Genomic DNA, 23,423 nt, shown 5'->3' on the forward strand with positions numbered 1-23,423 from the left:
CCCGACAGCGCCACACCCCCGGAGCGCACCCCATGACGACGAGGTCGACTCGGCTGTTCATCATCCTCGGACTGGCGCTGGCGCTGCTGGGCGGTGGGGCGTACGCGGCCGTCCAGGTCACCAAGGACCGGGTGAACGAGGCGATCCCGCAGGTCGACCTGTTCGGCCCGAGCGAGGAGCCCTCGCCGTCGCCGAGCCCGAGCGCCAGCCCCACTCCCCCGGCCGGGGCGGACATCAAGGGCCCGCTCAACATGCTCATCCTCGGCCGCGACACGCGCGAGGAGCAGAAGGGCTCGCCGCCGCACGGCGACGTCGTGATGATCCTGCACGTCGACAAGGACCTGACCAGCGCGTACCTCACCTCGCTGCCACGGGACCTGGTCGTCGACATCCCGGCGTTCACGCCGTCGCGTTTCGGCGGGGAGCGCAGCAAGCTCACCCACGCCCTGACCTACGGCGCCCGGGTGCCCGGCAGCGGCTCGAAGTGGAACCTCGCGCAGGGTTTCCAGCTGCTGGCCAAGACGGTGAGCAAGTACACCGGGATCGCCCGGTTCGACGCGGGCGCGATCATCTCGTTCGGCGGCTACGTCCGGCTGATCAACGCCATCGGCGGCGTCGACATCTACGTCGACCAGAAGGTCGTCTCGATCCACCGCCGCCCCGACGGCGTGCACCGCGCGACCTGCCGCGGCTGCGCGCACGGCTACTCCGGCCCGCGCATGACCTACAACGTCGGCACCCGGCACATGAACGGCTGGATGGCCCTGGACTACGCGCGGCAGCGTTACATCACCGGCAGCGACTACGCGCGCCAGCGCCACCAGCGCCAGCTCATCAAGGCCATGCTGACCAAGGTCCTCAGCGGTGACCTGCTCACCGACCCCACCAAGCTGGACGACGTGCTCGGCGCGCTCGGCGAGACGTTCACCTTCGACGGCCGCGGCCGCAAACCCAGCGAGTTCGCGTACGCCCTGCGCAACATCCGCCCCGCGAACCTGACCCTGGTCGGCCTGCCCGGCAGCGGCGTCTTCAGCGGCGGCGCCTACCGCGGCGAACGCCTCGACGCGGTCCAGTCCACCTACTTCGCCGCCCTGCGCGCCGACAAACTCGACGCCTGGACCAAATCCCACCCTAAACTCGTCAACCTCCGCTGAGGCAAGGAAGGGCACCTGCACAACGCTCCGCGTTGTAGAAGGTGCCCTTCCCATCGCCCGGTGCGCGGTCTGCAAGGATCGGGGCATGGTGGAGCAGGCGGTGGCCGTGCGCGCGGCGCGCGCGCAGGATGTGCCGGCGATCGTGGCGCTGGTGGAGTCGGCGTACCGCGGGGACAGCAGCCGGGCCGGGTGGACCACCGAAGCCGACATCCTGCAGGGGCAGCGCACCGACGCCGCGGCCGTGGCCGCCCACGTGGCCGACCCGGACAGCGTGGTGCTGCTGGCCGAGCGCGGCGGGGACCTGCTGGCCTGCTGCCACCTGGAACGCCACGACGGCTACGCCTACTTCGGCATGTTCGCGGTGCGCCCGCTGTTGCAGGGCGGCGGCCTGGGCAAGACCGTGATCGCCGAGGCGGAGCGTTTCGCCGCCGACGAGTGGGGTGTGCCCGAGATGCACATGACCGTCATCTCGGTGCGGGAGGAGCTCATCGCCTGGTACGAACGCCGTGGTTACACGCGCACCGGGCAGACGAGCCCCTTCCCGTACGGCGACGAGCGCTTCGGCCTGCCGCAGCGCGACGACCTCGAGTTCGAACTGCTCGCCAAGAAGCTCTAGACGAAGAACTCCTTGAGCACCGGTGCGACCGCCTCCGGCTTGAGCAGGTGGGTCTGCCCCGGCAGGGTGCGGTAACCGGCGCTCGGCAGCGCCTGCGACAGGGCCTTGGCCCCGTTGCGCATGTACGCCGGGCTCTTGCCGCCGTCCATGACCAGCGCCGGAAGCTGCGCACCGGCCCAGCGCGACGCGTCCAGCGGCCTGCCGCGGCCGGTGTCGCCGAGCACCCGGAAGTCGTACGGCAGCGTGTGCGCCACCGCCTTGAGCTTCTTGAAGTTCGGGGTCAGCTTCATGATCGCGACCACGAACCCGGGCACCCCGACCGTCTTCATGAACGTGGTGACGGCGTCGCCGCGACGGTCCTGCGCGATCATCGTGTCCATCTTGTCCAGGTAGTCGTCGGGCCGGGCCTCGTGCGTGCCGTCGACGACGAACGGCGGCTCGTACACGGCGAGCTTGCGGACGCCGCCCAGCCGCGCGGCGGCGTCGCAGGCCAGCACCGCACCGGACGATATGCCGTACACGTAGGCGCTGCCCCCGGCCTCCTTGATCAGGGCGTCGAGGTCCTCGACCTCCCGCTCGACGCAGTACGGCGCGGTGTCACCGCTGTCGCCCCGGCCGCGCCGGTCGTAGGTGTAGACGGTGTAGGAGTCGGCCAGCAGTTTCGCCAGCGGCTCGGCCGGGCCCATGGCCCGGTGGCACATGGCCCCGTCGACCAGGATCACCGCCGGGCCCTGCCCGGCCCTGCTGTACGCGATGGCGGTGCCGTCCGCCGAGACGACGGTGTTCACGGGGTGCTCCTTCTCAGGCATACAACTCGTCCAGCCAGGACTGCCAGGCGGCGGATTCGTCGGTGGGGGTGAAGACGTGGTGCATGGCGACCATCGAGCCGGTGAAGCCGCGCACGAAGCGGTACATCGCGTCCGGGGTGCGTACGGCCAGGGTCTGGGCACTGACCTGGTAGACGGTGCCGTCGCGCGGGACGCCGTCGATCGTGAACACGGCCGGGTCGCCGGGTTTCGGCGCGTCCGGCAGGCCGAGCGCGCCGTGCAGCAGCCGCCAGGCGTGCGGCCAGTCGCCGACCGGCGGGCCGAACACGGTGACCGGGCGGGCGGTGCGGCCGAGGAACCAGGTCAGGTATTCGACGAGGGTGCGGTGGAACAGCGCCCCGCCCAGGCCCATCGCCTCGAACTCGTCGGCCCAGTCGTCGCCGGGCAGGAAGCCGCTGGTCACCGTACGCACGACGGCACTGCCACCGGCCCGGCCCTCGATCAGGAACTCGTACGCCACGAAGCGGCCGTCGGGGTCGGGCGTCTCTCCGTACGCCAGGCGGTGTCCGGGCTCCCACGCGGTGATCGGCAGCGTCGGGGTGTACGCCCCGAACGCCGTGCTCACCGTGCCACCGGGACCCGGTGCCACGTCGTTGCGGCCCATGAACCACGAGTCGATGCCCGGACCGGTCGCGATGGCGTCCCAGACCTGCTCCGGCGTCGCGTCGACCGGCAACTCCTCGGTGATCTCGAAGTCCTTGCCCATGTCAGTCCTCCTCGGCCGGGCGGGTCACGCTGGGATGCACCGCGACGATGATCCGGTGCTCGCGCCCGCCCTCGGCCTGCTCGTCGTGGTACTTGCTGACCAGCGCCGCGACCGCGCCGGCCAGCTCCTCGGCGAACGCGGACCGCTGCGCCGGGCTCGCGAATCGCACCGTGCCGTCCATCGCGAACGTGGCCAGCCGCTTGTTCGCCTTGGCCGCGCCGGTCAGCAGCTCGCCGATGTCGCGCACCAGCCGCGCGGCCAGCGCCAACAGCCAGCGGGCGGACAGCCGGTCGGGCGCGCGGCCCGGGTCGGGTTGCACCGCCGACAGCGCGATCGGCGAGATCACATAGGACGCGGCGGTGGCCTGCAGCACGCGCTCGGTGACGTTGCCCTTGCGCCGCTCCTCGACCAGCTCGACCAGCCCGTGCCGCTCCAGCTCGCGCAGGTGGTAGTTGACCTTCTGCCGGGGCTGGCCGACCTTGGCCGCCAGCGAGGTGGCCGAACCCGGCTCCACCAGGGCAGCCAGCAACTTGGCCCGGATCGGATCCAGCGACGCCTCGGCCGCCGCCGCATCATCGATCACCGCAACATCGAACATGTCCCGTATCCTGCTACCGACAAATTTTTTTGTCAAGCCTGGACCTGCCCCGCCTCCCCTTGCCGCAAGTCTTCAAGAGTTGCTGGAGGGGCGAACCGGGCAGAGGTGACCTTCGGGGTGAGTGCGGACCTGACGGGAGTCAGAAACCCCACAAATGATCACCAGATCGTAGAGGTCTCCGCTACTGAGCGTTAGCGTCGAGGGCATGACGAACCCGATCGCCGATATCAGCGTGCCGGAACTCAGCCGGCAGATCGCGCTGCTGGAGCGTCAGGAGATCGCCCGGGGCGCGCTGGACGTCTGCACCCTCACCATGGACCTACGCCACAAGTACCGCCGCGCCCTCGTCGCCCGCGACCAGGCCGCCCTGTCCCTGGTGCGCCACGAGAACTGGACCGCGGCCGACATCGCCGAGGTCATCTGCGGCCACCGCGCCTGCGGCCCGCGCGCCGCGGTCATTCTAGAGTGGACCGGGCTGACCACCGACGGCGCCACCGCCCGCGACCTGGCCGAACGCCAACAGGTCGCGGTGCAGCTGCGTGAGCTGCTGTCGCTGGCCTACGACAAGGCGCTGCGCTTGCTCCCGGCCGCCCCGGTGGACCTGAACCTGCCCGACGACCCCACCGAGCGGCTCGCGTACTGCGCTCACTGGCTGCGTTTCGTGGACGGCTACCGGGCCGCCAACGAGGCCTCGCGCATCCTGTTCGCCGCGATCCTGACCCACCACCACGGCTGGCCGCTGACCGACGTCGCCGAGCTGGGCGGGGTGACCACGGACGAGGTCGCCGCGGCCCTGGCCGCCGCGGAGGCGAGCCCGCCGTCCGATGCCGACAGCGGCCTGCTGGCCCAACTGACCCTGCTCGACCGCGTCCTGGAGCACAACACGGAGCGCCTGCTGGCGGTACGCGAACGCGCGCTCGCCGACAGCCTCGCCGACGGCGTGCCCGAACGCGTCGTCGCCGCCCACATCGGCCTGCCCGCACAGGAACGCTCCGCCGGCCACGACCTCGAACCCTGCCCCGCCTAGGGGTGTGAAGGAAGGGCACCTTCTCAACGCTCCGCGTTGTAGAAGGTGCCCTTGTTAACGCCTACCGCCCACTGATCAGGGCAGGAGCGGCTTGGCGTAGCAGACGCTCATCTCCCAGCGGTCGTACGGCGGGTAGTTGGGGATGCGGGTGAAACCGGCGCGCTCGTACACGGCGATCGCCTCCGGCTGGCGTACACCGGTCTCCAGCTTGAACCGGTGCGCGCCGACCCGGACCGCGAGCGCCTCGGCCTCGGTCATCAGCCGCCGGGCGATGCCGCGCCCGCGCCAGGCCGGATCGACGTACATGCGCTTGAGCTCCGCCTCGCCCCCGCCGAGCGGCTGCACCGCGCAGCACCCGATCGCCGCTCCGTCGGCGAGCACCAGCAGGAATCGGGCCGCTTCCTTGACGGTCGGGTGGTCGAAGTCGATCTCCTCGGGGTAGAGCGCGTCCAGCTCGACACGCATCGCGCCGACCAACGGCGCCAGCCGCGCGTCGTCCGGCGACACCTCGATGATCTCCATGGTCGCGGTCTCCGTGCTCATTCCTTGGCTCCCAGCAGCAGGTCGAGGTGGTTATCGACGGCCCTGACCAGCAGGTCCGGCGGGTAGAGGTCGGGCGTGGCCACCCCGCACAGCGCCAGCCCCTCCAGCAGCGCGACCAGGTTGCGCGCCCGAAGTTCCAGATCATCCGGGGGTACGGCGTACGCGTCGCGCAGCAGCCCGGTCAGCCGCCTGATCCATGACTCGTGCCGGACCACGTGTTCGGCCAGCAGCACCGGATCGGTGCGCGCCGCCATCAGGAAGTAGGCCCAGATGGTCGAGTTCAGCCGCCGCTCCTCGTCGAGCGGCACCCCTTCCCGTAGCACCGCTCGCAGCCGCTCCCGGGGGCTGCCGAAGTCGCCAAGGGCGTCGATGCGCGCGGCCATGCGCCGGTGCATGACGTCGCGGGCGTGGGTGAGCAGCGCGTTCTTGTCGCGGAAGTAGTGCGCCACGCGGCCCGTGGTGCAGCCGGCGGCGTCGCCGACCGCGCGCAGGGTCAGCCCGTCGAGCCCGTGTTCGCTGACCACCTGCCACACGGCGGCGGAAAGCTGCTCGCGGCGCTCGTCGTGGTCGACCTGTCGCGGCACACCCGCTCCGTTTCATCACGGCCGTTACGTAACAGCCGTTACGTTATCAAGCTCGCCTCCCGCCTGTCCAGGGGTTACGATGCGCACGGCGTGCCCGTACGCCATACCTCCTGACCGGTGCCCCACGCGCGCCGGCGACGCGGGGGCGAAGGTGACGATCTCATCGCGGGCGGGACCGCCTGTGCAGCTGGAAACCCTCTTTCAGCGACGGACGCGTCACCGGCGTGGGCGGGGCGCAGCGTCGTCGCGGAGGACGTCGTCATGACTGCACGCAGGAACTTCAAGAAGCTCGTCCGGGAGCGCATGGATCGCACCGGCGAGAGCTTCACCACCGCGGCCCGCCGGCTTGCCGGCCCCGTCGTCACCGCCGCCGGACAGCATCGCGAGTCCGTGCTGGTCGGGCACCTGCTCGCCGCCGCCGGGCGGCCGCTGTCCGAGGCCATGGTGTGCGGGCTGGGCGGCGGCATCGGCTTCATGTACGCCGTCTTCGAGTACGACACCGTGCCCCACCCGCTGCTCACCATCGTCGCCCAGCACCACCCGCAGCCCTGGGCGCCCGCCGTGCTCGACCGGCTCGGCGTGGCCTACCGGCAGACCAACGGGACCTCGGCGAAGGCCGCCGTGGACCGGCTCCGGACCGCGCTCGACACCGGGCAGCCCGCGTCGTGCCTGGTCGACCGGGGCCGACTGCCGTGGCAGCAGCCGGCGCCGTTCAGCGCGGCGGAGCCGTACACCGTCGCGGTCACGGCGCTCACCGTCGACACGCTCACCGTGCTCGACCCGCCCCACGGCACGCGGAACCTGTCCCTGGCGGACTTCGCCGCCGCCTGGACGTCCCACCGCCAGGGCCGCCACCAGCTCCTCTCCATCTCGGCCGAACCCGGACGCGGTGTCGCCCCAGCATCCGGCCCGGACCTGCGGCCCGCCGTCCACGATGCGCTGCGCACCACGGTCGCGCACCTCACCGGGCCGGTGCTGGGCAACAGTTTCGACGTCAACTTCGGCTTCTCCGGCATGGCCAAGCTCGCCGCCGAACTGCGCGACACCCGTACCCGCAAGGGATGGGCCAGGCGCTTCGGCGACCCGGCCGGACACGCACACGCCATGCGGCGGCTGGCCGACTGCATGGAACGGGACTACACCGCCCCCGGCGCGACCCGCCCGCTCTACGCCGACTTCCTCGACGAGGCCGCGGAGTTGCTCGCCGCCCCGGCTCTCACCGCTGCCGCGGCACTTTTCCGCGAATCCGGGCAGACCTGGTCGGCGCTCGCCGCCCACGCCGCGGGCACAGCGTCCGCTGACGACCTGCGCGCCTGGTGCGACCACGCCGCCGCCCTCGTCGACACCGCGCTGTCCGCCGAACGTGCCGCGATCGGGCATCTGACCACGGGCTGACGGCAGGACGGGCGCGATCCGGCGAGAAAGCAGCCCAGACCGGGCAACCGGGCAGGAGTCCGGACCGTGGAAGGACCGTGACCGAACGAACCAAGGCCCTCAGCAAGGGCGACCAGGCGTTTGCGGCCTTCGTCGAGCTCGCCTGGCAACGGCACCTTCGGCTGGCCCTCCTGCTGACCGGTGACCGGTGGCAGGCGGAGGAACTCCTCCAGGACAGCCTGGTCAAGATCTACGAACGCTGGCACCGGCTGTCGCGAAGCGACGAACTGCACGCGTACCTGCGCAAGGTGGTGGTGAACAACCACACCTCGATCTGGCGCCGCCGGCGCCGGGAGAGCCTCGTCTCCGACGTTCCCGACCGGCCCGGTCCGGTCGGGAACGTCGTCAGCACGCAGGCTCTGGTGGTGCGCGAGGCCCTGCGGGCGCTGCCACCCAGGCAGCGCGCGGTCGTGGTGCTGCGGCACTACGAGGACCTGCCCGAACGTGAGATCGCCCGGGTGCTCGGCTGCTCGCCGGGCACCGTCAAGAGCCAGCACGCCAAGGCCTTGGCCAAGCTCAGGCACTCGATGTCCGAACCGGCAATCCCGAGCATGAGGTGAGGCAGATGAACGATCTCGACAGGCTCTCCGGGAGCCTGCACGAACTGGCCGGCCAGGCCGCCTCGGCACCGCCGACGCAGCGGCTGCTGAGCCGCGGGCGGCGGGCCCGCCACCGGCGTACGGCGCTGACCGGCGCGTCACTGGCCGTCCTGGCCGTGGGTGCGGTGGCCGCCGTCGCCGCCGTGAACCAGCCCTCCGGTGGGGGCGTGATCGCCGAGAGCCCGCCCGCCTCGGTGGCCGCGGCCGACCCGGGCACGCGGCTGGTGGCGGCGATCACGGCGAGCCAGAGCACCAGCTATCAGCTGAAGATCACGCTCACTTCGACCACCACGCCAGAGGCCGCCGCCGTGGTCTCCACCGGGGCGTTCGACCCGGCGGCCCGGACCGGCTACCTGCGCACACCCTTGGGCGGAGGTGCCGGTGCCGGCGAGGAGCGGTTGGTCAACGGCGTCCAGTACGTCGGAGAGAGCGGAGTCGACGGCATCTGGCACTGGACCCGACGGCCGGGCACGCACGACAACCTCGGCGGCCGACCGCTGCTGGACGGCCCGCTGGGCAGCACCACCGACCCCGCGGAACTGCTGGCGGCGCTGACCCAGGCCGGTGCGGTCGTCACCCAGACCGGGCCGAACCTGCTGCACTTCGAGTACACCGCGCAGCAGCTCCAGCCCCTCCAGGTCAGCGAGACCGTCAACGGAGACGTGACGCTCGACGCCGACGGCCGCATCTCCGGCGTCGTCTACGACCGCAACGCCGTCTGGCAGAAGCCCGGCGGTCAGCCGGGGCCCGCCGGCACGCACGTGGTCGTCGAGTTCAGCGCCTACGGCACCCCCGTGACCGTGGCGGAACCCACGGTCGACTGACCCGCCCGCAAGATCGACTGACTTGCCTGGCACCTGGGCGTATCTTGAGCACGCTTTCGCCCACGTGCCAGGCAAGTCCGTCGATCTTGCGGGGTGCGCTCGGCGGCGCAGCGTGCGCGGCGGCAGGTGCGCTCAGCGGCGGGTCGCGAAGCGGGCCACGGCGGCGAGCACGACGTCGCCGATACCGCCCCGGGAGCCGTGCCCAGCCCGGTCGACCAGGGTCAGCTCGGCGTCGGGCCAGGCCTGGGCGAGGTTCCAGGCGATGTCGGCCGGGCCGCTGATGTCCAGGCGCCCGTGCACCAGCACCCCCGGGATGCCCGCCAACTTGCCCGCGTTGGCCTGCAGCTCGCCGTCGGCCAGGAACGCCGCGTTGGCCCAGTAGTGGGTGACCAGCCGGGCGAAGGTCATCCGGAACCCGGGGTCCTCGAAACGCGGGTCGGCCTCGAAGCCGGTGGCGATGGCGACGTGCTGGTCCTCCCAGGTGCACCAGTCCCGCGACGCCTTGTCACGCACGGCCGGGTCCGGGTCGGCCAGCAGCCGGGCGTACGCCGCGGCGAGGTTGCCGTCGCGGTCGGCCTCGGGCACACCGTCCCGGAACCGGGCCCACTCCTCCGGCAGGATGCGCCCCATCTGCCGGGTCACCCAGTCGACCTCCCGGTGGGTCGTGTTGGTGAGGCTGAACAGCACCAGTTCGGACACGGACGTCGGGTGGCGCTGCGCGTAGGCCAGCGCGAGGGTGCAGCCCCAGGACGCGCCGAGCACCAGCCAGCGCTCGATGCCCAGGTGGACGCGCAGCTGTTCGAGGTCGCGGATCAGGTGGTGGGTGGTGTTGACGCTCAGGTCCGTGGCCGGGTCGCCGGCGCTGGGCGTGCTGCGGCCGCAGCCGCGCTGGTCGGCGAGCACCACCCGGTAGGCGGCCGGGTCGAAGTAGCGCAGCCAGCCCGGGGTCGCCCCGGAGCCGGGGCCGCCGTGCAGCACGACCGCGGGTTTGCCGTCGGGGTTGCCGCAGACCTCCCAGTGGACGAGGTTGCCGTCGCCGACGTCGAGCAGGCCGCTGTCGTACGGCTCGGTCTGCGGGTGCATAGCCACCTCCCAGAAAATACAACAGTGCTGTTATGTTTCTAGCATGGCTCCTCTCCCGGAACGCGAAGCGGTCGGCACCCTGCTGCGGCACGTGCTGGAACTGCTCGACGGCGACGTGGCGAAGGTCTACGCCGAACGCGACCTGGCCGACTACCGCCCGCGCTACTCCCCCGTGGTCCGCGCGCTGCAGACACAGGGGCCGATGCCGATCCGCGACCTGGCCCGGACCGTCGGCGTCACCCACTCCGCGGCCAGCCAGACGGTGGCCCAGATGAACCGCGCGGGCCTGGTCGACCTGACCCCCGGCACCGACGCCCGCCAACGCCTCGTCAGCCTCACCACCAAGGCCCACGAACTGCTGCCCCTGGTGACCGCCGAGTGGTCGGCCACCACCGCGGCGATGCGCACTTTGGACACCGAACTCTCCATGCCCCTGGTGGACCTCCTCACCGAACTCACCACCGCCCTCACCCGCCGCCCCTTCCGCCAACGCATCGCCGACGCAGGCCTCCCCACCCCACCCCCGCCCCAGGATCGCGACGATCTTGCGTGAACTGTTGCCCATTCGAGCGGAAAGTGCGGGTCGCACCCACAGGTCACGCAGGATCGTCGAGGCGGGGCGAGGGCTGGCATGGCCTGTTGCCAGGTGTCCTTACCCTTCGCGGCATGGGGACGAGCAAAGGCAAGAGGCATCGCAGCGCGCTGGTGACCGTGGCCGGCCGCCGGTTCACCTGCCTGGTCTGCGGGCAGCGCGAATTCACCAGCCGAGAGATCCTGCTCAACACACCCGGCCTGGAGTTGTTCGACCTGGCGTGGGCCAACCGCTCGTCGCTCGGCGTGATCTGCATGGCCTGCGGCTACGTGCACGAGTTCGTCGGCAAGGCCGTCGAGTTCTGGACCGTCTCCGGCGGATACCCGGCCACGGCCACCTGACCGCCGGCGCCCTCCCGAGGCAGGACGCCGGCGTACGGCATCAGCTCTCCAGGGCCGGTTCGGCTGTCACCCGGGTGGGCCGGACCAGGTAGCCGAAGGCGGCCGCGGTGAAGAACATGATGATGCTGTACACCGCGGCCGGCACCGCCAGCGCCGTGCTCGCCAGCAGCGTCGTGGCGATGAAGATGGCCAGCGTGCCGTTGTGGATGCCGATCTCCATCGCGGCGGCGACCGAGTCCGCGCGGTCGAGCCCGGCCAGGCGCGGCAGGAAGTAGCCGACACCCAGGCTGATCACGTTGAACAGCAGCGCGACCAGGCCCGCGTCGGCGAAGTAGTCGGCGATGTTGTCCCGCTCGGACACCAGCGTGCCGATGATGACCAGCACCAGCACCACCACGGACAGCAAACGCACCGGGCGGTGCATCCGGTCGGCGAAGTCGACCGAGCGGCTGCGGATGAACATGCCGATCGCGACCGGGATCAGCACGATCGCGAACACCTGCAGCGACTTGCCGAACTGCAGCCCGATCTGGTCGGTGCCGGACAGGAAGTGGTTCAGCGCGAAGTTCACCACCAGCGGCAACGTGAAGATCGCCAGCACGGAGTTCACCGCCGTCAGCGTGACGTTGAGCGCCACGTTGCCGCCGAACAGGTGGCTGTACAGGTTCGCGGTGGTGCCGCCGGGCGACGCGGCCAGCAGCATCATGCCCGCGGCCAGGGTCGGATCCAGGTCGAGCAGCAGGACCAGCCCGAAACACACGGCGGGCAGCAGCAGCACCTGGCACACCAGCGCCACCAGCACCGCTTTCGGGAACACCACGATCCGCTTGAAGTCGGCGACGGTGAGCCCGAGGCCGAGGCCGAGCATCACGATGCCGAGGGCGACGGGCAGGAACACCTGGGTCAGCACTGAATCCATAGCCGAGGATTCTTCATGGCCTGTGACCGGCGACACATCAGCCGGACAGCCGACGTGGCAGACTCCTCGCCCATGGGGAGCCGGCGATGAACCACGTACGCGACGCCGCGATGACCGCCCTGATCTTCGGTTTCTTCGCCTCGGCCTGGTTCGGCTGGGCGCAGGAGGCCCCGCCGCAGGCCTGGAAGAAGCGGCTCGGCCTCGCCGGCGGCGTAAGCATCCTGGTCTCGGTTATCGGCGGCATCCTGGCCTGGCAGCACTGGTCCGACGGGTCCGCGCTGAGCGAGCCGGGCGCGATGCGCCGGTACGGCATCATCGTCGGGATCGAACTCGTCGCCGCGGCGGGCGGTGCGCTCGTGCTCGGCCTGCGCGGCAAGCGCGAGCTGATCGCCCCGTGGGTCTGCCTCGTGGTCGGCGTGCACTTCATCCCGCTGGCCGGGCCGCTGCAGAGCCCGATCCTGTTCCCGCTGGCGGTGGCGATGACCCTGGTCGCCGCCGGAGCCACCCCGCTGGCCCGCAGGCGCGGCATCCCGCCGAGCGCGACCACCGGCGCCGGCGCCGGCATCTCACTGCTGGCCTGCGCCCTGGCCGCACTGGTCTACGCCTTCACGCTCTGATCTGTGGTGGCCGACCGGGCGACCGGCAGGCCAGGGCAGGCCAGAGGGCTCGGCGAAGCCACTCCTCGACACCGGCGACGTGGATGAGGGCCCAGGACTGGGCCAGCTCCGGGCGACGGGCGGTGATCGCGTCGAGGATGGCCAGGTGCTGCTCGCGAGTGCGTTCGACGGCCTTGTCCTGGGTGAGGCCGCTCCTCGCGGACTCCGATCCCGAAGCCGGGCGAGTCGACGGTCTCGCGGATGCCGACCAGGCCTGCGACCGCCGTCTCGGCAGCCGCGACAGCAGCGTCGCCGTCTCTATTGGACAACACCGCTCGGGCGTGCGGTAGCGCCCCACCCGATCACATGCCCGACCGTCTCCTCGCTCTCCCGGCGGTAGAGGCCCACTTCACGACCTGTGGAAAGCCAGGGCGCGACCTGGGGAGGTGCGACGAAAACCCGGCGACGGGGCAGACGGGCGGCGGTAGGGTCCGCGGCGTGGGACGAATCGTGACGCTGGTGCTGGTGGACCCGGCCGGAACGGTGCTGGGGGCACTGCCGCCGTACGCGGTGGAAGTGCCCTGGTGGCAGGAGGTCTCCGGCGTCGTCGGCGGGGCACGCGACCACCACGGCGTCGACGTGACCGTGCTGCGCCTGCTCCACGCCGACCAGCCCGCCCCGCCCGGCGGCAAGGTCACCTACCTGGCCGAGGTCGCCGGTGATCCCGGCCCGGTGCGCCCGGCGGCCGCCGCGCTCGTGCCGCACCCGCGCCGCGCGCCGTACGCCGAGATCGGCGGCCCCGCCGCCAGCCTCGCCTGGGCCGCCGACGCCCTGGCCGCCCGCGGGCGGACGCTGACCGGAGTCGCCCAGCAGCGCACCTGGAACCTGTCCGCGATCTGGCGGCTGGAGACCGACACCACGCCGGTATGGCTCAAGCAGGTCCCCGTCTTCTTCGCCCACGAAGCCGCCGTGCTGGGCTGGCTGGCCGAACACTGCCCCGGCACCGCACCCGCCCCCCTCGCCGCCGACAGCGGCCGGGTCCTGCTCGACGACTTGCCCGGCACCGACCGCTACAGCGCGCCCACCGGCGAGCGGCTCACCATGCTGTCCCTGCTGCACCCCGTCCAGGTCACGGCGACGGCGCGGGTCGCCGAACTGCTCGCCCTCGGCGTGCCCGACCAGCGCTCGCCCCTGCTGGCCGAACGCCTGCGCGCGGTCGTCGCCCGCGACGGAGCGGGCCCGGCCTCGACATCGACCGAGCCGCCCACAACGGCGGCCGACCCTCGTTTTCGGCTGGCCGCGCTGCTGGACGGGCTGGACGAGCGGCTGGCCGCGCTCGCCGCCTGCGGGCTGCCGGACACGCTGGCGCACGGCGACTTCCACCCCGGCAACGTGCGCGGCACCGACGAACGGTTGCACGTCATCGACTGGGGTGACGCCGTGATCGGCCACCCGGCGATCGACCTGCTGCGCATGTGCGAGCGGGTCGCCGACCCGGGGCCGCTGCGGCAGGCGTGGAGCCGGGCCTGGCGGGCGGCCGTGCCCGGCTGCGACCCCGAACGGGCGGTCGAGTTGATGGAGCCGCTGGTCGCGCTGCGCAACGCCGCCGCGTACGCCGGGTTCCTCGACGCCATCGAACCGTCGGAATGGCCGTACCACGCCGACGACGTGCCGTATTGGCTGGCGCAGGCCGCTGCCTGAGCGCCGCCGCCTGAGCCGCCGAACGTGCCGCGCACGGCGCGGGCCGATGTCATGATCCGAGATGGTGGGCGATCTCTACCCCATCCGGCTGGTCCCGAAGGAACCGAACAGGGCTCACGGAACGTTTGGGCGATGCGGCAGGATGTTCCGCGATGTGTGGATCTGGGGAGCGGGGTAGGCGGCGATGAGCCTGAGCACGATGGCGCGCAGGAGCGCGATGGCACTGGTGCTGGCGGTGGTCGCACCGCTGGCCCTGACCGCGTGTACGAAGGACGGCGGCGAGACGCCGTCCTTCGTGGCACCCACGCAGTCGGCCCCGGTGCCCGCGCCCGCGAGCACGGAACCGCTGGCGCTGGCGGTCACGCCCGCCGAAGCGGCCAAGAACCAGCCGGTGAGCGCCGAGATCGGCACCAAGGTCAGCGGCGGCGAGGTGAAGTCCGTGACGATGACCGACTCGGTCGGCGCCAAGGTGGCGGGCAGCATGCGCGCCGACGGCTCGTCATGGGTGCCGAGCAAGCCGCTCAAGTACGGCAAGAAGTACTCGGCGACGGTCGTCGCGGTCGGCCCGGACGGCACGACCATGGAGAAGAAGACGTCGTTCACGACGATGGGCAAGCCGGGCAAGACGACCGGCGCGGGGCTCTACCTGTTCTCCGACCGCACCTACGGCGTGGCGATGCCGGTGGTCATCGAGTTCACCAAGCCGGTGCCGGTGTCGGCGCGGGCCGCCGTGGAGCGCCGCCTGTTCGTCAAGGTCGAGCCGCCGCAGCCGGGCATCTGGCACTGGTCGAGCTCGCTGCAGGTGATGTACCGCGGCCCGCAGTACTGGCAGACCGGCACGAAGATCACCGTGCGGGCGGCGCTGGAGGGCGTGCCGATGGGCGACGGCCGCTACGGCGACGCCGACCGCTCCGGCGTCGGCAACATCGCCAAGGAGAAGATCGAGCTGATCGTCGACAACGCGAACAAGCGCATGCAGGTGTTCAAGAACGACGTGGTGGTCAAGACGATCCCGGTCAGCCTGGGCAAGACGAAGACGCCGTCGTCGTCCGGAACCATGGTGATCATGGACAAGCAGCGCAAGACGGTCTTCGACACCACCGACGACCCGGGCAACGTCGACCGCTACGTCGTCAACATCGAGTACGCCCAGCGCCTGACCTGGGGTGGCGAGTACATCCACGCCGCGCCGTGGTCGGTGCAGCACCAGGGCGTACGCAACGTGTCGCACGGCTGCGTGAACGTGTCCACGGCCAACGCCGTCTACCTGTTCAACCTGACCAGCATCGGCACGCCGGTCACCGTGAAGGGCACCGAGCGCAAGATCAAGCCCGCCAACGGCTGGACGGCGTGGTCCGTGGGCTGGGAGGACTACATGAAGGGCAGCGCCCTGCCGATCCCGCCGGAGCTGGCCGCGCTCGGCTCCCCCGACCCGTCCGCGTCGGCGCAGCCGTCGCCGAGCGTGTCCCCGACGGCGTGACCCGGGCCACCTGACTTTCGTCATACGCAGGTCCCGACCGACGCCAGCTGCGGTCGGGACCTGCTTTTACGCACACTGGAACACGTCGGCCCGGGTTCGCCTCAACGGCGCGGTGAACCGGGGCCACCCAGAACCACCCGTCCCCGCCCCCGCCCTCGGGTCGCCTCCGGCACCGAGGGCGGCCCCGTCTCCGGGTCCGGTCAGGGTCGCGTCCCTGATGCGGGCCCCCGGCGGCAAGGGCGAGGCTGGGCCGCATGGCACGCAGAAGTGGGCAGTGGGGGCGGCAGACGCTGGTATGGCTGCACGCCGTCACCTCGATCGGCTGGATGACCCTGGCGCTGTGCCTGTGCGTGCTGCTGATCACCGGAACCCCGGCCGGTCACGAGGCTGCCCGCGTCCTCGACAAGCAACTGCTGGCGCACCTGGCGACCTCGTCGGCGTTCACCGGCCTGATGTTGTCGGCCCTGACGGCCTGGGGTTACCTGCGCTACTGGTGGGTGCTGGCCAAGTTCGCCGTCACCCTGACCCAGCTGTACGTGGGCATCGCCGTGCTCAGCCCGCGCCTGGACGCGCTGGCGGGCGGCGCGACCGCCGACGCTGGTCCACTGATCGCCGCGTCGGCGCTGATGGCCTCGGCGATCGCCGGGCAGGCCTGGCTGTCGGTCGCCAAACCCTGGCGGCACACCCCGTGGGCCGACCCGCGGTGGCGCACGCCGACCTTCCCGACCTGGCTGTACTGGGCCGCGGTCGCGGTCCCGGTCCTCGACTTCGTGCTCTGGCGGGCGCTGTTCGGCTCACCCGCGCCGCTGCTCTCGCTGGTCGTCGTGCTGGCCTTCCCGCTCTACCGCCGCCGTCGCCTGCTTCCGTGACGGTCAGCGGGCCGGTCAGGGCACGTCGCCGGACGCCCCCAGCAGCACCCGGTTGCCCAGCGGCTGCGCCAGCCGCACGGTGTACAGCGCGGTACGCAGCATCGCGTCCCGTACGCAGCCCTCACCGCCCGCGGTGGCGGCGGGGGACTTGGCGGCGATCCGCAGCCGCACGACGGCGGCCTGCGCCGACTCCACCACCTCTGCCGTGTACTCCTGCACCGGCTGCCCGGGGCAGGGCGGGCCGGGGGCAGGCAGGCGCAGGGTCAGCGTCACTCCGTCCGCGGCGAGCCCTGCCGGGTTCAGCACCCCGTCCGCGTGCTCCACCGGCCAGAACGCGGTGTCGGCCACAGCGGCGACGGCCAACGGCTGGATCGACTCCGGCGCGGTGAACAGCCACGCGGGCAGCATCCGCGTGCCGCGGTCGGTGCCGAACTCGGCCGTGCCGAGCGCCACCTTCGTGATCAGCAGCGGCGGCGGGCTGACATCGGGCGCCGACGCGGGGTCACCGACGGCGGTGAGCAGGTCGTACGCCTGCCGGGAGCTGATCGCGGGCAGCTCGAAGGCACCGTCGGACAGCACTGCGCTGACCGTCGCCGGGCCGTCGGGCAGCTGCGCCTGCAGCTTCAGCCGCCCCTGCGACACGGCGATCTTCGCGTCACCGGTGGTGTAGCCGTACTCCCGTACCCGGCCGCCGAGCAGCAGGATCGGCCGCGGTCTGCGGTCCACCGGAAAGCCGGCGAACCTGGCGAGCTGTGCCGCGGCGTCGGCCGCCGGGGACGCCGCGCCGACGAGCGGCACCGTGCCGGCGGGTTCGGGCGACGGCACGGGCGCGCACCCGGCGAGCACGAGCAGCGCGGCGAGTGGACCCGCGGCGAGATGGATCGATGGGCGGTTCATGAGCGCTCCCCCGGTTCGGCGGTGCATGTCATTTCATCGACGCATCGTGGTGGGTCCCGGTTGCCGCCTTAGCCGACATGATCTCCCGAGCCGGGCGGGGTGGCCACCCGCCAGTACTGCCGGCGCTGCTCGTCGCGCACCAGCACACCCAGCCGACGCAGCTCCTCGCGCAGCACCGCCGACTCGGTCTCCTCGCGTTTGGACAGCGCCTTCGCGCGGGCCGTCAGCAGCGCGCCCGCGCCCGCGGGCAGGCCCGGCAGATCGGGCACCCAGAGCCGGAACAGCGCGCCGTGCGGGTCGCCCTCGTCGCGCCACGGGTAACCGTGCGCCGCGAACGCCGCCCGCAGGTCGGCGGCACGCAGGTCGGAGGCCTCACGGGCGTGCTCCCAGCCGTCCGCGCCCTGCAGCACCAACTGCTTGCCGTCGACGAACACCGCGGCCACGTCGGCGCGGGCGACCGTACGCGACGGGCCGTCGACGCGGGCCAGCACCGCCGTCCCGTCGGTCACCGTCACCGTGAGCCGCTCACCGATCGCGGTCAGCACCAGCAGCAACCCGGCGACCAGGCCCAGCACGAGCGCACCGATCGTGGCCCACGGCTCGGGGATCTCCGCGACCAGCTTGAACGGACCCTGGAACGGCGCCCAGGACAATCCGGCGATCCAGCCCGCGGCGGCCTTGAGCAGCCAGCCGAGGGCCATACCCGCGCTCGGGAAACCCCAGGCGATCAGCGCCCGCTCCCCCGCCGGCACTGTCACGACCGTTTCCGCGCCACTGCGCGACATCTCGCCCCCTGCCCGCCGGATGATCCGGGCCGCGGCCGGCTCGGCGGATCCGCGGCGTCGTTGCCGAGCGTGGCACACGACGGGCCGCCGCGCATCGCCGGGCACCGTGGGACGCGGTTCGTCGGCTTCGGATCGAGTCGGCCTGCCCGGGTCGGCCGCCGGACAGCGTCCGGGCGGGTCCCGGTGGACCCGCCCGGACGATCGGTCTCAGTTCGGGGTGCTGTGCTTGTCGAAGCCGATGTACAGGCGGGCCTCGGCGTTGCCGCCGAGCGCGGTCATCGTCTCCAGCTCACGCAGCCGCAGCAGCGCCGGGTGCTCGGCGTACACGGCCGCGGCCTCGGCGAGCCGGCGCAGCGCGTCGACCTCCGCCTCGACCCGGATGCGCTGGGCGGCGGCGTCGGCCTCGGCGGCCAGCCGGGTCGCCTCGCGCTTGCCGGCGGCGGTGACCTGGTCGGCCTCCGCGCGGGCCCGCGCCTCCAGCACATCCTTCTCCGCCTTGGTGCGCGCGTCGACCAGCTGCGCCTCGGCGAGCCGCTGCGCGGCCAGCACCCGGTTCATGACCTCCTGCAGGTTGCCGGGGAACACGAGGTCCTTCACGTCGGCGCGCAGGATCTCCACGCCGTACCCGGCGGCGGCGCCCTGCACGTCGCGCAGGATGTCCTCGGACAGCTGGTTGCGGTTGGTGAGGATGTCCTCCAGCGTCATCGACGCCAGCGACCGGCGGGCCGCCAGCTGCACGTCGCTGTACACGCGGTCGGTGTAGCTGTCCACCCGCTCGACGGCGGCGACCGGGTCGACCACCTTGAAGTGGGTCAGGATGCTCACCCGCAGCGCGACCTTGTCCGAGGTCAGGATCTCCTGGCCCTTCAGGGTCAGCTCGCGCTCGCGCATGTCCACCAGGGTCACCTCGACGACCGGGCCGCGCTTGCCGAACCGGCCGCTCGCGGCGGGCAGCTCGTAGCGGCCGGCCTCCAGCACGCCGGTCAGCCGGCCGTCCTCGTACCGCAGGCCGCGGTGGGTGTTCTTGATGATGATCTCGGTGGTGGCGCCCATGGCGATTCCTCATGGTGAAGGGAAGAGGGTCGCCCCGGAGCGGGTCCGATGGCTAGGACGGGTATCAGGCGAAAGAGGCCTGTCAGCATGGAATGACGATTCCAGTGCACTTTGTCTGGCAGACACCCGCTATGAGCCCGCCGGGGCGAGATCACTTCATCACGGACCCCGTTGCCCGGCAACGGATTTTCGAGCTCCCATGGCGGCGTGCGCGGCCATGGCCGATGCTGGAGGCGTGTACGACGTCGCGATCGTCGGGGCCGGGCCGGCCGGGTCGGCCGCCGCGCTCGCCGCCGCGCGGGCCGGGGCGAAGGTGCTGCTGCTGGACCGCGACGTGTTCCCCCGTGACAAGGCCTGCGGCGACGGCATCGCCCAGCAGGGCCTCGCTGTGCTGGCCGGGCTCGGGGTCACCGGGCTGACCGACGGCTACCCGCCGATCCGCTCGCTGGGCCTGACCGGGCCCGGCGGCGCGCAGGCGGCGCGGGAGCTGCCCGAGCCCGCGTACGTCATCCCGCGCGCGGTTTTCGATGCCCGCCTGGTCGCCGCGGCGGTGCGGGCCGGAGCCACGTTCCGGCAGCACACGGTACGCGGCGTCACGGTGCGCCCGGACGGCGTCGAACTCGGCGGCGGTCTGGCCGCACGGGTCGTGATCGGGGCGGACGGCGCGAACTCCACCGTGCGGCGCGCCCTGGGCCTGCCCCGCAACCCGCCGGACCGGCTGGCCGTCGCCATCCGCGCCTACGCCCCCGACCCCGCGCCGCGGCCGGAGCAGCGCATCGTGATGACCGGGCAGCGGTGGCCCGCCTACGCCTGGTCGTTCCCGATCGGCGACGGGCGGCGCAACGTCGGCTACGGCGAGCTGGCGTCGAGCGGCCCGCTCAGCCGGACGCATCTGCTGGAACGGATGCACGACCTGCTCGGTGACACCGGCCCGGCCGGGTTGTCCGACGCGCGGGCGCATCACCTGCCGCTGTCCACCTGGCGGCCCCCGTCCGGGCACGGGCGGCTGCTGCTGGCCGGGGACGCGCTGTCGCTGATCAACCCGTTCACCGGCGAGGGCATCTTCTACGCAGTGCTGTCCGGCGCGCTGGCCGGGCAGGCCGCCGTCTCGCCGGGCGGAACGTCCGCGGGCCGCGCCTACACGGTCTCGCTGCGCCGCCGGCTGGCCCGCCACCTGCGGCATACCAGCCTGGTCGCCCGACTGACCGCACGACCGTGGGTGGTCGACGCCGGGATGCGCGCCGCCGCCCGCGACCAGCGCGTCTTCGACGGCTTCGTCGGCCTCGGCCTCGGCGACGGCCTCCTCACCCCCCGCCTGCTCGCGGCAGTGGCCACCGCCGCCGTCCATCGCCCCTGACCCGCCCCGTCGCTGCGGGACGAACCGCCGAGCGGCGTGCAGAGGCGCCAGGTGGGGTGCTTCATCCAAACGTTGTATTGGCGGGGGTCACGGTATGGAGGCGGAAGACTACATTGGACCGGCGCCGTCCAACTACGTGAGGACCGCCGATGACTGAGACCCCTGCTCGGCCGCGGTTGCGGCCGCTGCTGACCGCGACCGCGGTGACGCTGACGATGCTGTTGGCGGGCGCTGCGGCCTGCGGGCCCAAGGACAACGCGCCGACGACCGTGGACGACCTGTTCCGGAAGACCGATGTGTACGGCCAGCCGAGGATCAAGATCGGCGTGGCCGAGGACCAGCCGCTCATGGGAAAGATCGTGAACGGGCGCTTCGAGGGCTTCGACATCGAGATCGCGCGCTACCTGGCCGAATCGCTGGGCTTCCAGGGCGACAGCCGCATCGAGTGGGTGCCGCTGCAGACCGAGGACCGCGAGAACGCGCTCGTGTCGGGCCAGGTGCACCTGGTGGTGGCCAGCTATTCGATGACCCCGGACCGGGAGAAGGAGATCGACTTCGCCGGGCCGTACTTCGCCACCAAGCAGGAGCTGCTGATCCGCACCGCGGACCGCGACAAGATCCGCAACCTCAACGACCTGGCCCAGCCGGGACGGGAGACCTGCGTGGTGGGCGGCTCCACCGGCGAGCGCCAGTTCACCGACCGGGGGCTGAAGGTGTACCCGGCGGCGACCAACCGCGAGTGCCTGGAGCGGCTGATGTCGGGCAAGTCGCACGCCTACTCCACCGACGAGACGATCCTCGCCGGATACCTGTCCGAGCACCCGAAGGACCTGTTCATCGTCGACGTGCCGATCGGCGCGAACGAGCGGCTCGGCGTCGGGGTGTCCAAGCAGGACCCGGAGCTGCGCGACCTGGTGGCGTTCTTCCTGCGCAAGAGCTACGACGCGGGCCGGTCGACGGGCACCAGCCCGTGGCTGGCGGCGTACCGGCGCACGCTGGGGCCGTGGCTCGGCGACGACACCACCCAGCCGCCCATCGACGCCCCCGACCTGGTGGACTACGACGAGAAGGCCCGCAAGCCATGACCGGGTCCGGCGAGCCGGGGCCGCCGCCGCTCCGCAAGCGTTCCGCGTGGCGCGCCGGACAGGGCTTCTGGACGGTGGCCGTCGGTGTGCCCGCCGTCTTCTCGGTGATGCGGCTGTGGATCGAGGCCGGCGGGGAGCTGCAGACGACGCTGCTGCTGGTCGCCAACGTCGGGCCGGTCAACCTCCTGGCGGCGCTGTTCACCACGGCCACCCGGCTGGTGACCACGGGGCTGGTCGCGGTGTTCGCGCTGGGCTCGGTGCTGGCCGTGAGCACGGAGGGCTGGCCGCGGCGGCGGCCGCTGTTCGCGCGGTGGTACGCGATCGCCCCGCCGTGGTTCCTGGCGGGGCTGTTCGCGATCGCGCTGACCACCTGGCAGATCATCTACCTGCCGCTGCTGGTGGTCGCCGCCGTGGCGGTGTTCCAGCGGGAGCTGGCCGCCCTGGCCTGGCCGCGCTGGCGGTGGGCGGCGACCGTGGCGGTGGCGCTGGCCGGATACGGCTGGCTGGTCGCGCCGACGGTGCTGCAGGCGTGGCGGACCGGGGAGTTGTTCGCGATGGCGCTGCTGGTCGTGCCGCCGCTGCTGGCGCTGGGGGTGAGCGGGCCGCTGCCCCGGTGGCTGGTGCTGCCGGCGGCGGCGCTGGCGCAGCCCGGCATCGCGGTGGTGCTGCTGATCGCGGCCGTGCCCGTGGTGATGACGCCGGTGCTGCCGATGACGGTCACCACCGTGGCCACCCCGGCCGGGGTGCCCGAGGAGGTGCGCGGCCACGTGATCAGCACCGATGACGTCAACACGGTGATCCTGCAGGAGCGCGGGGGTGTGCGGTACATCGACAACGACGACATCGCGGCGCGGGTGCTCTGCCCGACGGCGGAGGAGCTGGTGCGCTACCGGTTGTGGGTGCGCGAGTTCCACGTCGAGGACTCGCTGCTCGGCGCGCTGGGACGCCGGGTGCGCCCGATGGCCCCGGTCAGCGCGGTCTGCCGCATCCCGACCTGAGCGGGCCGCGGTGCGGTCAGCCCGCCACCTGCCAGACGAGGCAGAACGGGTGGCCGATCGGGTCCGCATACACCCGGAAGGTCTTGCCGCCGCCGGGCAGCGGGGTCGCGCCCAGCGCGAGCACCTGCGGCTCGGCCTGCTCGATGTCGTCGACGCGCACGTCGACGTGCATCTGCTGGGGGTGGGCCGGGTCGGGCCAGCGCGGCGGAGTGAAGTCGGCGATCCGCTGGAACGCCACGCCCGGCCGGTCGGGCGCGTCGCCGATGACGACCCAGTCGCCCTCCTCGTACACCCGCTCCATGCCGAGCAGCTCCTGGTAGAACCCGGCCAGCGCGCTCGGGTCCGGGCAGTCGATGATGAGGCCGTGCCAGCGTCCGATCACGGCGACCATCATGTCGCACGGGTCCGACCGATTCCGTGAAATACGGAGCGCACGGCCGGCCGCGGGCGGATGTCCGGCGACGGGCGTTGGATGGGGAGCGGACGTACCGCTCCCCATCGTCGTTCGACGAGATGTGGGCGCGGCTGTCCGAGGGCGGTGAGGAGGGCCAGTGCGGCCGGCTCAAGGACCGCTACGGCGTGTCCTGGCGGATCGTGCCGAAGGTGCTGGCCGAGCTGATGGGCGATCCCGATCCGCAGAAGGCGAGCCGGGTCATGCACGCCACGCTCGGCATGACGAAGATCGACATCCAGGGCCTGCGCGACGCGTACGACGGCAGGTCCTGAGCCTGCGGTGATGGGAAGGGCACCTGCTA

Annotated in this window: 27 protein-coding genes; 16 read left to right on the top strand and 11 right to left on the bottom strand. The window is 72.1% G+C overall.

The features are described 5' to 3' along the window. Window positions 1-32 precede the first annotated feature (32 nt). Both AB0B35_RS21435 and AB0B35_RS21440 read left to right on the top strand, forming a co-directional pair. Complete coding sequence (locus AB0B35_RS21435) at window positions 33-1,154, top strand: LCP family protein (RefSeq protein WP_361048141.1); 1,122 nt, start codon at window positions 33-35, stop codon at window positions 1,152-1,154. An 85-nt stretch (window positions 1,155-1,239) separates the two neighbouring features. Beyond that, window positions 1,240-1,770: a GNAT family N-acetyltransferase gene (locus AB0B35_RS21440; protein ID WP_361048144.1), complete on the top strand. Its 531-nt coding sequence runs from the start codon at window positions 1,240-1,242 to the stop codon at window positions 1,768-1,770. Here the strand turns inward: AB0B35_RS21440 and AB0B35_RS21445 are convergent. The 3 genes from AB0B35_RS21445 to AB0B35_RS21455 are packed head-to-tail and all read right to left on the bottom strand — an operon-like array spanning window position 1,767 to window position 3,901. Continuing rightward, window positions 1,767-2,558: an alpha/beta hydrolase gene (locus AB0B35_RS21445; protein ID WP_361048147.1), complete on the bottom strand. Its 792-nt coding sequence runs from the start codon at window positions 2,556-2,558 to the stop codon at window positions 1,767-1,769. The genes AB0B35_RS21440 and AB0B35_RS21445 overlap by 4 nt on opposite strands. Before the next feature lie 13 nt (window positions 2,559-2,571). Then, window positions 2,572-3,303: an SRPBCC domain-containing protein gene (locus AB0B35_RS21450; protein WP_361048150.1), complete on the bottom strand. Its 732-nt coding sequence runs from the start codon at window positions 3,301-3,303 to the stop codon at window positions 2,572-2,574. A 1-nt stretch (window position 3,304) separates the two neighbouring features. Next, window positions 3,305-3,901, bottom strand: coding sequence for a helix-turn-helix domain-containing protein (locus tag AB0B35_RS21455; RefSeq protein ID WP_361048153.1), 597 nt, complete (start codon window positions 3,899-3,901; stop codon window positions 3,305-3,307). A gap of 205 nt (window positions 3,902-4,106) precedes the next feature. Between AB0B35_RS21455 and AB0B35_RS21460 the strand changes: the two genes are divergently transcribed. Then, a complete protein-coding gene (locus tag AB0B35_RS21460) occupies window positions 4,107-4,928 on the top strand; it encodes a hypothetical protein (protein ID WP_361048156.1) in 822 nt (273 codons plus the stop codon). Between the two features lie 75 nt (window positions 4,929-5,003). Here AB0B35_RS21460 and AB0B35_RS21465 read toward each other — a convergent pair whose 3' ends face one another. Both AB0B35_RS21465 and AB0B35_RS21470 read right to left on the bottom strand, forming a co-directional pair. Next, on the bottom strand, window positions 5,004-5,471 hold the full coding sequence (locus tag AB0B35_RS21465; protein WP_361048159.1) for a GNAT family N-acetyltransferase: 468 nt from the start codon (window positions 5,469-5,471) through the stop codon (window positions 5,004-5,006). After that, window positions 5,468-6,055 carry a TetR/AcrR family transcriptional regulator gene (locus AB0B35_RS21470; RefSeq protein WP_361048162.1) on the bottom strand — a complete coding sequence of 196 codons (588 nt, stop codon included), beginning with the start codon at window positions 6,053-6,055 and terminating at the stop codon, window positions 5,468-5,470. Before AB0B35_RS21470 ends, AB0B35_RS21465 begins: the two co-directional genes overlap by 4 nt. 261 nt (window positions 6,056-6,316) lie before the next feature. On the opposite strand from AB0B35_RS21470, the gene AB0B35_RS21475 reads away from it, so the two are divergent. From AB0B35_RS21475 to AB0B35_RS21485, 3 genes are all read left to right on the top strand, one after another. Next, on the top strand, window positions 6,317-7,450 hold the full coding sequence (locus AB0B35_RS21475) for a DUF4872 domain-containing protein (RefSeq protein ID WP_361048165.1): 1,134 nt from the start codon (window positions 6,317-6,319) through the stop codon (window positions 7,448-7,450). A 77-nt stretch (window positions 7,451-7,527) separates the two neighbouring features. Then, entirely contained in the window at window positions 7,528-8,049 is a 522-nt protein-coding gene (locus AB0B35_RS21480) for a SigE family RNA polymerase sigma factor (protein ID WP_361048168.1), read from the top strand. Window positions 8,050-8,054: 5 nt separating this feature from the next. Beyond that, the gene (locus AB0B35_RS21485) at window positions 8,055-8,912 is read left to right on the top strand and encodes a hypothetical protein (protein ID WP_361048171.1); all 858 of its coding nucleotides are present in this window, start codon (window positions 8,055-8,057) and stop codon (window positions 8,910-8,912) included. 132 nt (window positions 8,913-9,044) lie between these two features. Here AB0B35_RS21485 and pip read toward each other — a convergent pair whose 3' ends face one another. Next, window positions 9,045-9,995 carry a prolyl aminopeptidase gene (gene pip, locus AB0B35_RS21490; RefSeq protein WP_361048174.1) on the bottom strand — a complete coding sequence of 317 codons (951 nt, stop codon included), beginning with the start codon at window positions 9,993-9,995 and terminating at the stop codon, window positions 9,045-9,047. Between the two features lie 43 nt (window positions 9,996-10,038). On the opposite strand from pip, the gene AB0B35_RS21495 reads away from it, so the two are divergent. Further along, window positions 10,039-10,548 (top strand): MarR family transcriptional regulator, encoded by a 510-nt coding sequence (locus AB0B35_RS21495; protein WP_361048177.1) that lies wholly within the window; start codon window positions 10,039-10,041, stop codon window positions 10,546-10,548. A gap of 113 nt (window positions 10,549-10,661) precedes the next feature. After that, window positions 10,662-10,928 (top strand): hypothetical protein, encoded by a 267-nt coding sequence (locus AB0B35_RS21500; protein ID WP_361048180.1) that lies wholly within the window; start codon window positions 10,662-10,664, stop codon window positions 10,926-10,928. Between the two features lie 40 nt (window positions 10,929-10,968). On the opposite strand, the gene AB0B35_RS21505 is transcribed toward AB0B35_RS21500, so the two are convergent. Further along, window positions 10,969-11,883, bottom strand: coding sequence for a bile acid:sodium symporter family protein (locus AB0B35_RS21505; RefSeq protein ID WP_361048183.1), 915 nt, complete (start codon window positions 11,881-11,883; stop codon window positions 10,969-10,971). Between the two features lie 50 nt (window positions 11,884-11,933). Here AB0B35_RS21505 and AB0B35_RS21510 point away from each other — a divergent pair, with 50 nt between their 5' ends. The 4 genes from AB0B35_RS21510 (at window position 11,934) to AB0B35_RS21525 (ending at window position 16,493) form a co-directional block, all read left to right on the top strand. Then, window positions 11,934-12,464: a hypothetical protein gene (locus tag AB0B35_RS21510; protein WP_361048186.1), complete on the top strand. Its 531-nt coding sequence runs from the start codon at window positions 11,934-11,936 to the stop codon at window positions 12,462-12,464. A 477-nt stretch (window positions 12,465-12,941) separates the two neighbouring features. After that, a complete protein-coding gene (locus tag AB0B35_RS21515; RefSeq protein WP_361048189.1) occupies window positions 12,942-14,144 on the top strand; it encodes an aminoglycoside phosphotransferase family protein in 1,203 nt (400 codons plus the stop codon). Between the two features lie 199 nt (window positions 14,145-14,343). After that, window positions 14,344-15,624 carry an Ig-like domain-containing protein gene (locus AB0B35_RS21520; RefSeq protein WP_361048192.1) on the top strand — a complete coding sequence of 427 codons (1,281 nt, stop codon included), beginning with the start codon at window positions 14,344-14,346 and terminating at the stop codon, window positions 15,622-15,624. Between the two features lie 254 nt (window positions 15,625-15,878). Next, the gene (locus AB0B35_RS21525; RefSeq protein WP_361048194.1) at window positions 15,879-16,493 is read left to right on the top strand and encodes a hypothetical protein; all 615 of its coding nucleotides are present in this window, start codon (window positions 15,879-15,881) and stop codon (window positions 16,491-16,493) included. A gap of 15 nt (window positions 16,494-16,508) precedes the next feature. Here the strand turns inward: AB0B35_RS21525 and AB0B35_RS21530 are convergent, their stop codons facing one another. From AB0B35_RS21530 to AB0B35_RS21540, 3 genes are all read right to left on the bottom strand, one after another. Then, window positions 16,509-17,390 (bottom strand): hypothetical protein, encoded by an 882-nt coding sequence (locus tag AB0B35_RS21530; RefSeq protein ID WP_361048197.1) that lies wholly within the window; start codon window positions 17,388-17,390, stop codon window positions 16,509-16,511. 68 nt (window positions 17,391-17,458) lie between these two features. After that, window positions 17,459-18,148 (bottom strand): hypothetical protein, encoded by a 690-nt coding sequence (locus AB0B35_RS21535; RefSeq protein ID WP_361048200.1) that lies wholly within the window; start codon window positions 18,146-18,148, stop codon window positions 17,459-17,461. A 234-nt stretch (window positions 18,149-18,382) separates the two neighbouring features. After that, window positions 18,383-19,228, bottom strand: coding sequence for a slipin family protein (locus tag AB0B35_RS21540; RefSeq protein WP_360535196.1), 846 nt, complete (start codon window positions 19,226-19,228; stop codon window positions 18,383-18,385). Window positions 19,229-19,445: 217 nt separating this feature from the next. Here AB0B35_RS21540 and AB0B35_RS21545 point away from each other — a divergent pair, with 217 nt between their 5' ends. The 3 genes from AB0B35_RS21545 to AB0B35_RS21555 all read left to right on the top strand — a co-directional run bounded on the left by AB0B35_RS21545 (window position 19,446) and on the right by AB0B35_RS21555 (window position 22,668). Continuing rightward, window positions 19,446-20,585 (top strand): geranylgeranyl reductase family protein, encoded by a 1,140-nt coding sequence (locus AB0B35_RS21545; protein WP_361048202.1) that lies wholly within the window; start codon window positions 19,446-19,448, stop codon window positions 20,583-20,585. Window positions 20,586-20,734: 149 nt separating this feature from the next. Continuing rightward, a complete protein-coding gene (locus AB0B35_RS21550) occupies window positions 20,735-21,670 on the top strand; it encodes a transporter substrate-binding domain-containing protein (RefSeq protein WP_361048205.1) in 936 nt (311 codons plus the stop codon). Beyond that, window positions 21,667-22,668: a hypothetical protein gene (locus tag AB0B35_RS21555; RefSeq protein ID WP_361048207.1), complete on the top strand. Its 1,002-nt coding sequence runs from the start codon at window positions 21,667-21,669 to the stop codon at window positions 22,666-22,668. The genes AB0B35_RS21550 and AB0B35_RS21555 overlap by 4 nt, the downstream gene beginning before the upstream one ends. A gap of 16 nt (window positions 22,669-22,684) precedes the next feature. On the opposite strand, the gene AB0B35_RS21560 is transcribed toward AB0B35_RS21555, so the two are convergent. Beyond that, window positions 22,685-23,050: a VOC family protein gene (locus AB0B35_RS21560; protein ID WP_361048210.1), complete on the bottom strand. Its 366-nt coding sequence runs from the start codon at window positions 23,048-23,050 to the stop codon at window positions 22,685-22,687. Window positions 23,051-23,136: 86 nt separating this feature from the next. Between AB0B35_RS21560 and AB0B35_RS21565 the strand changes: the two genes are divergently transcribed. Beyond that, complete coding sequence (locus tag AB0B35_RS21565) at window positions 23,137-23,394, top strand: VOC family protein (protein WP_361048212.1); 258 nt, start codon at window positions 23,137-23,139, stop codon at window positions 23,392-23,394. The last annotated feature ends 29 nt before the right edge of the window (window positions 23,395-23,423 follow it).

The sequence above is a fragment of the Catellatospora sp. NPDC049133 genome, assembly GCF_040648455.1.
In the GTDB taxonomy this organism is placed as follows: domain Bacteria; phylum Actinomycetota; class Actinomycetes; order Mycobacteriales; family Micromonosporaceae; genus Catellatospora; species Catellatospora aurea.